At 74.2% G+C, this 11483-nt stretch carries 9 protein-coding genes; 5 read left to right on the top strand and 4 right to left on the bottom strand.

Annotation, left to right across the window (positions count from 1 at the left end; all coding sequences use genetic code 11):
- Positions 1–67 precede the first annotated feature (67 nt).
- From AB0I79_RS06070 to AB0I79_RS06085, 4 genes are all read left to right on the top strand, one after another.
- The gene (locus AB0I79_RS06070) at positions 68–2758 is read left to right on the top strand and encodes a GNAT family N-acetyltransferase (protein ID WP_357867638.1); all 2691 of its coding nucleotides are present in this window, start codon (positions 68–70) and stop codon (positions 2756–2758) included.
- A gap of 246 nt (positions 2759–3004) precedes the next feature.
- On the top strand, positions 3005–3595 hold the full coding sequence (locus tag AB0I79_RS06075) for a DUF5998 family protein (RefSeq protein ID WP_052422317.1): 591 nt from the start codon (positions 3005–3007) through the stop codon (positions 3593–3595).
- A 412-nt stretch (positions 3596–4007) separates the two neighbouring features.
- The gene (locus tag AB0I79_RS06080) at positions 4008–5120 is read left to right on the top strand and encodes a nucleotide pyrophosphatase/phosphodiesterase family protein (protein WP_357867642.1); all 1113 of its coding nucleotides are present in this window, start codon (positions 4008–4010) and stop codon (positions 5118–5120) included.
- Complete coding sequence (locus tag AB0I79_RS06085; RefSeq protein WP_357867644.1) at positions 5117–5935, top strand: sulfurtransferase; 819 nt, start codon at positions 5117–5119, stop codon at positions 5933–5935. The genes AB0I79_RS06080 and AB0I79_RS06085 overlap by 4 nt, the downstream gene beginning before the upstream one ends.
- A gap of 185 nt (positions 5936–6120) precedes the next feature.
- Here AB0I79_RS06085 and AB0I79_RS06090 read toward each other — a convergent pair whose 3' ends face one another.
- The 4 genes from AB0I79_RS06090 to AB0I79_RS06105 form a co-directional block, all read right to left on the bottom strand.
- The gene (locus AB0I79_RS06090; protein ID WP_357867646.1) at positions 6121–8637 is read right to left on the bottom strand and encodes a CHAT domain-containing protein; all 2517 of its coding nucleotides are present in this window, start codon (positions 8635–8637) and stop codon (positions 6121–6123) included.
- A gap of 74 nt (positions 8638–8711) precedes the next feature.
- Complete coding sequence (locus tag AB0I79_RS06095; protein ID WP_185102401.1) at positions 8712–9155, bottom strand: hypothetical protein; 444 nt, start codon at positions 9153–9155, stop codon at positions 8712–8714.
- Positions 9152–9679, bottom strand: coding sequence for a sigma-70 family RNA polymerase sigma factor (locus tag AB0I79_RS06100; RefSeq protein ID WP_357867649.1), 528 nt, complete (start codon positions 9677–9679; stop codon positions 9152–9154). Before AB0I79_RS06100 ends, AB0I79_RS06095 begins: the two co-directional genes overlap by 4 nt.
- 71 nt (positions 9680–9750) lie before the next feature.
- A complete protein-coding gene (locus AB0I79_RS06105) occupies positions 9751–10764 on the bottom strand; it encodes a S8/S53 family peptidase (protein WP_357867651.1) in 1014 nt (337 codons plus the stop codon).
- A 175-nt stretch (positions 10765–10939) separates the two neighbouring features.
- On the opposite strand from AB0I79_RS06105, the gene AB0I79_RS06110 reads away from it, so the two are divergent.
- Positions 10940–11434: a DUF3145 domain-containing protein gene (locus tag AB0I79_RS06110; protein ID WP_253740559.1), complete on the top strand. Its 495-nt coding sequence runs from the start codon at positions 10940–10942 to the stop codon at positions 11432–11434.
- Positions 11435–11483 lie beyond the last annotated feature (49 nt).

Raw genomic sequence — 11483 nt, forward strand, 5'->3', positions numbered from 1 at the left:
CGTACCCCGGAGACCGGGCAGGAGTCGATGCACAAGCGTTGCCCAACAGGACCCCTGGTCTTGGCATATGGGATGCGGGTTTACAGTCGAGACTGTGGAGGCACAATATCCGGCTCACTGGGAGGCCGATGTCGTCCTGGCCGACGGCGGCACCGCGCACGTCCGCCCGATCAGGCCCGCCGACGCCGACCGCCTCCGTTCCTTCTACTCGAGGCTGTCCGACGAATCGATCTATTTCCGGTTCTTCGGGCCGCGCCCCCGGCTCTCCGACCGCGAGGTCGAGCGGTTCACGAACGTCGACTACGTCAACCGCGTCGCGCTGATCGCCACCATCGGCGCCGAGATGGTGGCCGTGATCCGCTACGACCGCACGGGGCCCGGCGAGGCCGAGGTCGCCTTCCTCGTCGAGGACGCGCACCAGGGCAGGGGAGTGGCCTCCGTGCTGCTGGAGCACCTGGCGGCCACGGCGCGCGAGCACGGCATCGAGCGGTTCGTCGCCGACGTGCTGCCCGCCAACATGCGCATGACGGGGCTGCTGCGGCAGGCCGGTTACACGGCCCAGAGCCAGTTCGAGGACGGCGTCGTCCGCATGACGCTCGACCTCACCCCCACCGACACCTCCACCGAGGTGACGATCGCCCGCGAGCACCGCGCCGAGTCCCGCTCGATCGCCAGGCTCCTCACCCCCGGCTCCGTCGCGGTGATCGGCGCCTCCCGCGAGCCGGGCGGCGTGGGCCAGACCGTGCTGCGCAACCTCCTGGCCGCCGACTTCACCGGCCCCGTCTACCCCGTGCACCGCGAGGTGCGGGCGGTGGCGGGCGTGCGGGCGTACCCGAGCGTGAGCGAGATCGACGGCGACGTCGATCTCGCCGTGGTCGCCGTGCCGGCCGAGGGCGTGCTCGACGTCGTCAAGGAGTGCGCGGAGAAGGGCGTGCACGGCCTGGTCGTGGTCTCCTCCGGCTTCGGCGAGACGGGCGATCAGGGCCGGGCCAGGCAGGACGAGCTGGCCCGCATCGCCCGCTCCTACGGCCTGCGCGTCGTGGGCCCCAACTGCCTCGGCATCGCCAACACCGACCCGGCCGTCAAGCTGAACGCCACCCTGGCCGCCACCGTGCCCGGCAGGGGGAGAGTGGGCTTCTTCAGCCAGTCGGGCGCGCTCGGCACCGCGCTCCTGCAGCGGGTGGCGCAGCGCGGCATGGGCATCTCGTCGTTCGTCTCCGCGGGCAACAGGGCCGACGTCTCGGGCAACGACCTGCTGCAGTACTGGGAGGAGGACGACTCCACCGAGGTCATCCTGCTCTACCTGGAGTCGCTCGGAAACCCGCGCAAGTTCACCCGGCTGGCCAGGCGCATCGCGCGCAGCAAGCCCGTCGTGGTGGTCAAGAGCGGCGGCACCCCCTCCGGGCACTCGGCCGAGGAGCTGGGGCTGCCCGACTCGGCGATCAGCTCGCTGTTCGAGCAGGCGGGCCTGATCAGGGTCGACGACCTCATCCAGCTCTTCGACGTGGGCCAGCTGCTCGCCTACCAGCCGCTGCCCGCGGGCCCGCGGGTCGCGCTCGTGACCAACTCCGACGCCCTCGGCCTGCTGGCCGCCCACGCCTGCCGCGCCGTCGGCCTGGAGCCGCGCGCCCCCGTCAACCTCGGCCCCGCCGCCGGCGCCGCCGAGTTCGGCCCCGCCCTCGCCGGCGAGCTGGCCTCGCCCGACGTCGACGCCGCCGTCGTCATCTACATGCCGCCCATCCCCGGACGCACCGAGGAGGTCGCCGGCGAGCTGCTGAAGGTGTCGAAGGACTCGGGCAAGCCGGTGCTGGCGACGTTCCGCGGCCATCTGGGCATGCATCCCGACCTGCGCGTGCCCGGCCCGTCGGCGCCCTCGCGCGGCTCCATCCCGTCGTACGCGGCGCCGGAGGAGGCCGTGCGGGCCCTGGCCCAGGTGGTCCGCTACGCCACGTGGCGGGCCCAGCCCTCGACACCGCCGCAGGAGCTCGACGGCATCGACACCGCGCGCGCCAGGACGCTCGTCCACGAGACGCTGTCCGGCAGCGCGCCCGACGCCGAGGCCGCACCGGCCGGGTTCGCCCAGGCCGGGCCGCCGGTCGAGATCGACGCCACCGAGCTGCTGTCCTGCTACGGCCTGACCGTCTGGCCCGCCGAGGTGGTGCGCTCGCGGGACGAGGCCGTGGCCGCCGCCGAGCGCCTCGGCTGGCCGGTGGTGGTCAAGGTGGCCGACCCGGGCGCCTCGCGCCGCGCCGGCACCGTGCGCCTGGGGCTGACGGGGCCGGAGATGGTGCGGCACGCCTACACCGAGTTCGCCGAGCTGTTCGGCGAGGGGGTGGAGCTGGCCGTCCAGCGGATGGCGCCGCAGCCCGCCGTGCCCACGGTCGTCGGCGTCATCGAGGATCCCGCGTTCGGGCCGGTCGTGTCGTTCGGGCTGGGCGAGGTGACCGCGCGCCTGCTGCAGGACCAGGGCTTCCGCCTGGCGCCGCTGACCCGCGAGGACGCCTCCGCCCTCGTGCGGACCGTACGCGCTGCGCCGCTGCTGTTCGGCGAGTACGGTTACCCGCCCGTGGCGGTGGACGCCCTGGAGGAGCTCCTCGTACGCGTCGGCCGCCTGGCCCACGACCTGCCCGAGGTGGCCCGGCTCGACCTGGACCAGGTGCTCGTGGGGGAGTCCGACGCCATGATCCTCGGCGCCCGCGCCATCCTGCGCACCCCGGCGGGCCCGCGCCTGGACGTCGGCCCCCGCAGGCTGTCCTGAGGCGTCGGGGCGGCCCGTGCCCGGGCTGTCGTGACGCGGGCCGTCCGCGGGGTGGGCGGCCCGTGCCCGGGTCTCCTCGGCACCGGCGGTCCAGGCCGGACGGACGCCTGGCCGGGCTCTGCCCTCAGCGGATCCGCCCTCAGCGAATGAAGTGACCCAAGTGCCCACTATTGACCAGACAGAAGACGTTATAGAGCGTTATGTCCGGCGGGTGAGTGCACTGCCCGGTCCTGGCAGGATGGAGCCATGAGGGAAACCCGAGTCTCAGCCGCGGGCCTGCGTGAAGCGATCGAGCGCAGCGGCTACTATCCCGACCTCGTCACCGATGCGGTCGAATCCGCGCTGGGCAAGGAGGCCGTGACCGCGTTCGTGGTCCACCACGAGGCGACCTTCGATCCCGCGATGGAGGTTCGCCGTCACGTCACCGTCCTGGTGCTGTCGGCGACGCGGCTGCTGGTCTGCCACACCGACGAGCACCCGGCGGTCGAGGGCGTCTCGGCGTCCCACGCCTCCACCACCACCGAGGCGGTCAGGCTGAGCCGCGTCCAGTCGGTCGCCGTCACCCGCGTCGTGCCCGACCCCGCCTCGTACGTGCCGGGCGTCCCTCCCACGGAGGTGACGCTCACGATCGGCTGGGGCGCCATCTCGCACGTGGACCTGGAGCCGGCGACGTGCGGCGACGAGAACTGCGAGGCCGACCACGGCTACACGGGCGCCATCACGGCCGACGACCTGTCGCTGCGGGTCAGCGAGGCCGCCGACGGCCCGGAAGCGGTCACCCACGTCCTCGCCTTCGCCAAGGCCCTCTCCGAGGCCACCGCCCGCGCCACGGCCTGAGCCGTGTGACGGCCTGATCCGCGCCACCTCCTGCACCCGGCCCGCTCCGGCCTGGCGGCTCATGCGGCGCACGGTGCCGGGTACGACGGCCGGCACTGCGGTGAGCGCGACCACCGGTGCCGAGCATGGTGACAGGCAGCAGGCGACAGGTGACTGCGGGGCGTGACGACCGGTGCTCGGAGCAGCCTGCGTCTACGACCGCGCCGCGCACGAAGCGGCATGGTGCGGAAGCGTTGTGTCGTAGGGAAGCGGCGCCGTGGCGGCATGAGCGGTGCGGCGGGCGGCGGTACCGACCGGGCACGGCCGGGTGGTGGTGCCGACTGGGTGGTGGTGCCGGCTGGGCGGTGGGCGCATGCCGATCGGGCGAGAACAGCACGAGGCCGGAGATCCCCCTGGGACTACACTGAGGGGCATGCTGGTGCCGGGATACGGCGGTGGGTCGCTGGCGGATGTGCCGCGGTCGCTGCTGGCCGCCCTCGGCCTGCGCGAGCCCAACGCGCTGGCCCTCGACCCCGCCGACCGCGTCTGCCTGTTCGTGGTCGACGGCCTGGGCGCCGACCTGCTGCGCGCGCACCCCGAGGCCGCACCGTTCCTGTCCGGCCTGACCGGCCGGACGCTCACCGCGGGTTTCCCCGCCACCACCGTCACGAGCCTGTGCACGCTGGGCACGGGCCTGACGCCGGGCGAGCACGGCATGGTCGGGCTGATGCTGGCCGTACCGGGCACCGGGCACCTGTTCAACTGCCTGCGCTGGACGCTCCCCGACGGCCTGACGATGGACCCCGACGAGTGGCAGCCCGCCGCGACCGTCTACCAGCGCGCCGCCGAGGCCGGGGTCGAGCCCGTCTACGTGGGGCCCGCCGAGTTCGAGGGCAGCGGCCTGACCAGGGCCGTCTACCGCGGCGTGCGGTACGTGGCCGCCGACTCCGTGGACGACCGCGTGGCCCGCGTCCACGAGACGCTGCGCGAGCGGCGTCCCGCGTACGTGACCGTCTACTACGGCGACCTCGACGCGGCCGGCCACATGGTGGGCTGGGGCAGCGACGAGTGGCTGCGCCAGCTCGGCATCGTCGACGACATGGCGCAGCGGCTGGCCGAGGGGCTGCCGCCCGGCTCGGCCCTGTACGTCACCGCGGACCACGGCATGGTCAACGCCACCGAGAAGCTCGACGCCGAGACCGTCCCCGAGCTGACCGAAGGGGTGGCGCTGCTCGGCGGTGAGGCCAGGGCCAGGCACGTGTACGCCCGCCCGGGAGCCGCGAAGCAGGTGCTGGAGGCGTGGCGCGAGACCCTGCGCGGCAAGGCGTGGGTGGTGTCGAGGCAGGAGGCGGTCGAGTCGGGCTGGTTCGGCCCCCGCGTCGCCGACGCGTGGCTCGCACGCATCGGCGACGTCGTGGCCGTCCCGCACACCGACCTGGCCATCACCGCCCCGTCGACGCACCGCATCGAGGCACTGTTCACCGGTTACCACGGCTCGCTCACGGCGGCCGAGCAGCACGTCCCGCTTCTGGAGGTTCAGTCGTGACCAGCCCGTTGATCACCCCTGCCGAGCTGGCCGCCCTCGACGGCCCGACCGTGCTCGACGTGCGCTGGCGGCTCGGCGGCCCGCCCGGGCTGGACCTCTACCGCGAGGGCCACATCGAGGGCGCCGCCTACTGCGACCTCGACGCCGACCTCGCTGCCCCGCCCGCTGGCGGCGGGCGGCACCCGCTGCCGGAGGCGGGGGCGTTCCAGAGCGCCATGCGACGGCTGGGCGTCTCCGGCGGGCGGCCGGTGGTCGTCTACGACGACGCCGGCGCCACCAGCGCCGCCAGGGCCTGGTGGACGCTGCGCTACTTCGGCCACCAGGACGTGCGCGTCCTCGACGGCGGCCTGCCCGCCTGGATCGAGGCAGGCCTGCCGACCACGAAGGAGGTCCCGCAGCCCGCGGAGGGCGACTTCACCGCGCGGCCGGGCGGGATGCCCGCGCTGACGGCCGACGAGGCGGCGGCGCTGGCCGGGCAGGGCGTGCTGCTGGACGCCCGGGCGGGGGAGCGCTACCGGGGCGAGGTGGAGCCGATCGATCCGGTGGCCGGGCACGTCCCCGGCGCGGTCAGCGCACCCACGACCGAGAACCTCGCCCCCGACGGCCGGTTCCTCGCCGCGGACGCGCTGCGTGCCCGCTTCGCCGGCCTGGGCGTGCGGGAAGGGGTGGCGACCGGCGCGTACTGCGGTTCCGGGGTGACGGCCGCACACGAGGTGCTGGCCCTGGAGGTGGCGGGCCTGCCCGCCTCCCTGTACGTGGGCTCCTGGTCCGACTGGGTCTCCGACACCTCGCGCCCGATCGCTACAGGTCCCTAGAAGCCTTCCATCCGTTGGGGGATGCGGAAGCCTTCCCTCCCTTACGGCAAGCCAACGTCCCCCACCCGCCGCACGTGGCGGACCCCTGTCCAGGGAGACGCTCCTCCGGTTCACGGGCGGGCCGCCGCGACGCGCGCCACGTGGGCCGTAGGCGTGGCGAGGCGCGGGCCGTGCGCGTGGTGGATTCAGCAGAACGGCTGGTCGCCGGCGCCGAAGCAGACGAAGCCCGTTTCGTCCGTCTTCGCCGCCGCGCAAGCCAGCGCCGCGTCCGGCGGCTGCCCCGCCGCCAGCAGTTCGTGGAACGTGCTCATCACCGCCCGCGCCATCTCGTCCTCCACCGGCACCATCCCCGCGACCACGCACGCCGCCCCCTTGGCCAGGAACGTCCCCGGCAGCCCCAGCGGCGCCCCATCCACCGGCGCGCGCGACATCCCGGAGTTGCACGCCGACAGCACCACCAGCCCGGCCGAGCGCGAGACGTCCAGCAGGTCGTAGGCCATCAGCTGCCCGTCCTCCAGCGTGATCCCGGACACCAGCGGGCTGCGCGCGTGGAACGTCCCGTGTGCGGCCAGGTGCACGATGTCGGCCGTGGCGAGCGCCTCCAGCACCGGCTCGACGCGCCCGGGCACCTGCCGCCCGCCGGGATGGCAGGCCAGCACGTGCGCCACCTCGGAGTGGGCGTGCGTCAGCGAGGGCCCGGCCGCGGCCACCACCCGCGGCGGGCCGCCGGAGCGCGAGCCGCGGGCGGTGCGGGCCCGCAGCCAGGCGGCCGCGCCGGCCGCCACGCTGACCGGCCGCGCCCGCAGGGACGGCAGCGCGCCCCACGGCACCGTGTGCAGCGCCCCCACCGGCACCACGACCAGCGGCCGGTCGGACAGCTCGGCGGCCAGCGGCCGCAGCACCAGCCGTTCGAGCTCGGCGGCGGCGGCCTCGACGTCGTGCCGGCGGCGCAGCGCGTACCGCAGGCGCACGATGGCGTCCATGACCTGCCGGAGGCTGCCCAGCCGCCGCAGCAACACGCGCTCCTCGCTCAGCAGCACGGCCAGCAGCGTGTCCCGGTCGGCCACGTACTCGATCAGCGCGCCCCGCCCCAGCTCGGCGCGGATGCGGTCGGGGTCCACCAGCGCGCACGCGTGCGCGGGAGCCGCCACGGCCCGCCACCGCTCCGCCCACTCGAACACCTCCTTGGGGCACCCGTCGCGCACCGCCAGCTCCAGCCCGTAGGCCGCCAGCCGCTCCCCGGCCCTGGCGGCGTGGGCACGCAGCGACGGGTCCTCGAACGCCTCCACCCGCCCGCTCACCTCCGCCAGCCCGTCGCGGACGGCGCGGAAGGCCCCGGGGACGTCCTCCTGCAGCGCCGCCTGCAGGGCGAGCGCGTGCTGGCGCACCGGCACCGGGATCTGCGACGCCTGCGCGAGCTGCCTGGCCTGCGGCTCGGAGGCCAGCGAGGTCAGCCTGGTGCCGGCGGGCATCCACCGCTCGCGCCGCTCGGCGTGCCGGGTGAGCCTGGCGAGCTGGGCGGAGGCGGTCGGGTGGTCGTCCACGGCGAGCGCCGCCTCGGCCGCCGCCAGCCGCAGCGCCGCCGCCCCCGCCCGGTGGGTGAACCCGTCCTCCAGCTCGTCGGCGCACGCGATCAGCTCCGCGACCAGCTCGGGCGTGACGGGTTCCAGCGCCAGCCGCGAGCGCAGGACGACCTCCCTGGCCAGCGGCAGCCACGACGTCCTGTCCTGCGCGGCCAGCTCGGCCGCCGCCTGCTCGGCGACCTGCCTGGCCCGGTGCGGGTCCCCGGTCAGCAGCTCCACCTGGGCCAGCTTCAGCCGCGCCTCGGCCAGCGCGGTGTATGAGGCCGACGCCTCCAGGTCCGGTACGGCCATGCGCAGCATCGTCCCCGCCTCGCCGGGCATCTGCGCCGCCAGCAGGGCGCCGGCGAAGTCGGCCCGCATCGCGGCCAGCCGCTCGGGGAAGCCGAACAGGGTCTCCTCGGCATCGCGGTAGTGGCGGAACGCTCCGGCGATGTCCCCGCGGCGGACCGCGAGAAAGGGCAGGTTGGCGGCGGCCAGGCGCGCCAGGTGCCACAGCCCGGCGTACTGGGAGATCTGCAGGCACGCGGTGAGGTCGCGCATGGCGGCGTCCCAGTCGCAGCGGTAGGCGTGGATGAGCCCGCGGTTGAGCAGGCCGCCGGCCAGGAACCTGCGGTCGTCGATGCTGCCCGGCGCGGTCACCAGGGCCAGCAGCGCCCGGTCGCAGGAGGCGATGGCCTCCTGGTGGCGGCCGAGGTGGGCCAGGGCGACCGCACGCTGGGTGTCGAGCTTGGCGCGGTCGAGCGGGCACAGGTAGGCCCAGGCCAGGGCCGCCACACGCAGGGCCTGGAGCGGGTGGCCGCGTTCGGTGCGCACGGTGACGAGGGAGAGCCGGACCTGGGCGGTACGCGCGGCAGGGGCGCCGCGGACGGCGAGGGCCTCGCGCAGGTGCAGCTCGGCCTTCTCGAGGTCGCCCAGCTCGCGCCAGGCCAGCGCCATCGTCCGCAGCCCCATGACCTCGGCCTCCGGGCAGTGGTCGCGGCGCGCGGACTCGACGATCACGCGGCCGGCGCGCAGGGCCTGGTCGGGGTCGACCAGGGCACGCATCAAGGCGGCCTCGGCCGCCCTGACGAGCGGGTGGAGGTCGTCTGACGGGCCCTGCCCGTCGGCTGTCGCACTCATGGCCGGCCTCGATCGAAGACGGCCGGGAGCGGGCGCGACCCTCCCGGCCGGGACAGTGGCGGATCAGTGGCGGGTCAGGGGCGGATGCGCACCCAGGTGGTCTGGATGGGCGCGTGGCCGGGCCGGTGGCACACCACGCTGAGCCAGCCGGGTGGCAGGCCGGTGGCGACGAAGTGACCGGTGTGCGCGATGCGTCTGGTCAGGGTCAGGTGCGGGGATCTCACATCGACGAGGGCGCCCTCCCCTGGATAGGGGGAGATGTGCCCCGCGACATCGATGAGCCCGTCGCCCTCCGTCACCTCCAGGTCGAAGGTGAGGCCCGCCGCGACGAAGCGCACCAGGTGCGAGCTGTCGTCGGCGCGCACGCTCCGGATCGTGGCGGCCTCGTGGGCGGCGGTCACCGCCTGGGGGATCCGCAGCCGCCAGGCGTCACGTGCGGCGGCGGACACCTGGCTGGGGATCGGGTCGTTCCCGGAGGCCAGCCGGAGGGCCGCCAGGAAGTATTCGTCGTTGATCATTGCGCTGTCTCCTGTAGCGAGATCAGAGTGCGCAGTTTTTCCAGGCAGCGCGCCTTGGTCGGCCCGACGCTGCCCGTGGGCATCCCCATCCGCGAGGCCACCTGCTGGTTCCCCAGATCGATCGCGACCAGCTGGAGCAGCGTGCGGCAGGGCTCGTTCAGGGTGGAGACCGTCTTCCAGAGCAGGTGCCGGTCGTCGGCCTCCAGGACGACGGCCGCGGGGTCGAGCTCGCTGATCGCCTCCGTGGAGGAGATCACCGGCAGCTCCTTGCGCCGGAGCAGGAGGGCCTCGCGGCGCACGGTCGTCATGAGCCAGCCACCCACTGCCGCCGGGTCCCTGATGCTCCGGAGATTCTGCAGCAGGCGCAGCCAGGTGCCCTGGACCGCGTCGGCCGCATCGGCTGGGCTCAGGCCGCACGCGCGGGCCACGGCCCACATGCGCGGCCCGAACCTCGATTCGAGCTCGTCCCAGGCCGACCGATCGCCGTCGTCGGCGGCGGCGAGCAGCTCCGCCGGATCGCGCATACGGCCTCCTTTCGCCGGCACGAAGAGGAGATCATTCCTCCTCGTGATTGTCCGGGGACTGAGCGTAAACTCTACAGACTCGCCGGGAAGAGAACCCCCAGATCGGGAATTTGCGGGGTCTCCTCGGAGTCAAGGAGGCTCCTGATCCACTTCTTGGCCGGCTCGTGCCTGGCCGCGTCGGCGATGGCGCCGGACACCAGCGCGGTGGCGAACGACGTGCCGCTCCACGCCGCGTACCCGCCGTACTCGCCGGTGTCGAGATAGCTGCTCGTCAGCCAGTCGCCGCGGGCGCACGCGTCGACCCACGTGCCGTAGCCGGAGTAGGGGGCCCTGCGCTGCTGGGTGGAGTCCACTGCCGCCACGCCGACCACGAACGGCAGCGCGGCGGGCCAGAACGGCCGGTCGGAGCCGGTGTTGCCGGCGCAGGCCACCGTCACGGTGTCGGCCAGCGCGCCGAGGGCGTCCGACAGCAGGGGTGGCGGCCGGTCGTCGAAGGTGTGGCAGCCGAAGGACAGGTTGAGCACCTGCGGGGGCCGCTCCCGCATGCGGTGGAGCACGCGCACGACGGAGGCCTCGTCGGCCAGGCCGTCACCGTCGAGCACCCGGTGCACGCGCAGCCGCACGCCGGGCGCCCGGCGCGTCAGCAGGCCCGCGATGAACGTGCCGTGACCCGCCTGCGAGCCCTCGGTGGCGTCGGCGTCCTCCGGGCCGACCCGGGCGTACCAGTCGCTGCCCGACCACCAGGGGTGCTTGGCGACGCCGGTGTCGAGCAGGCCCACCACCACGTCGGACCGGGCCCGGCCCGCCTTGTGGGAGACCGGCGGGGCCGGGAAGGGCCTGGACGCGGGGCCGCCGAAGAACAGGGGCTGCCCGCGCAGCACGTGGTTGGGCGAGGCCCGCAGGCCCTGAGCGCGCAGCTCGACGGTGAGCTCGCAGGGGTCGACGCCGGGCGCCAGGTGCACGACGCAGACGCCGTCGGCCTCCGAGACCGCCTGGGTCCAGCGCGACACGGCGGCGAGCGCGGTCCGGTCGGCCAGCAGCTGACCTGGCCGGATGAACGCCTCGCCGACAGATTGCAGTTCCATGGGCGGGTATGTTTCCCCTGTGGGACCGCCGTCACCCGCCACTCACGCACCAACTTGGTATGGCCCCCCTCTGGTGTCAGGTAGCGACCGACGGTAGTCTCTCCCTAGTCACTTGTGATCATCCCGGGGCGAGGCCGTTGGGGAAGGCGCACCTCGTACCGAAACGGGAGGTCCGGTGTCTGCTCGTGGCGTCCTTTACGTCCACTCGGCTCAGCCCGCGCTGTGCCCTCACATCGAATGGGCAGTCGCGGGTGTCCTTGGCGTGCCCGTAGATCTGACGTGGACTCCGCAACCCGCCGCGCCCAACGTCGTGCGCGCGCAGGCGGAGTGGGAGGGCCGGCCGGGCATCGCGGCGGCCATCGCCTCCTCGCTCATGGGCTGGCAGCGCCTCAGGTTCGAGATCACCGAGGACGCCTCGCCAGGCGTGGACGGCTCCCGGCATGCCTACACGCCGACGCTCGGCGCCTTCACGGCGGTCATCGGCGTTGCCGGTGACATCATGATCCCCGAGGACCGGCTGCGCGCCGCGATGATGATGGCTGCCCAGGGGCGGTGCGTGCTGGAGGAAGAGCTGGACAAGATGCTCGGCAAGCCGTGGGACGAGGAGCTGGAGCCGTTCAGGTACGCCGGCGACGGCGCGCCGGTGCGGTGGCTGCACGCGGCCGTCTAGGGACGGCCGGAAGGATGAGACGCTCCGCTCGCCGACCTCCGCGAGCCGC

Origin of the sequence: Nonomuraea sp. NPDC050202 (assembly GCF_040656115.1) — a bacterium.
In the GTDB taxonomy this organism is placed as follows: Bacteria; Actinomycetota; Actinomycetes; order Streptosporangiales; family Streptosporangiaceae; genus Nonomuraea.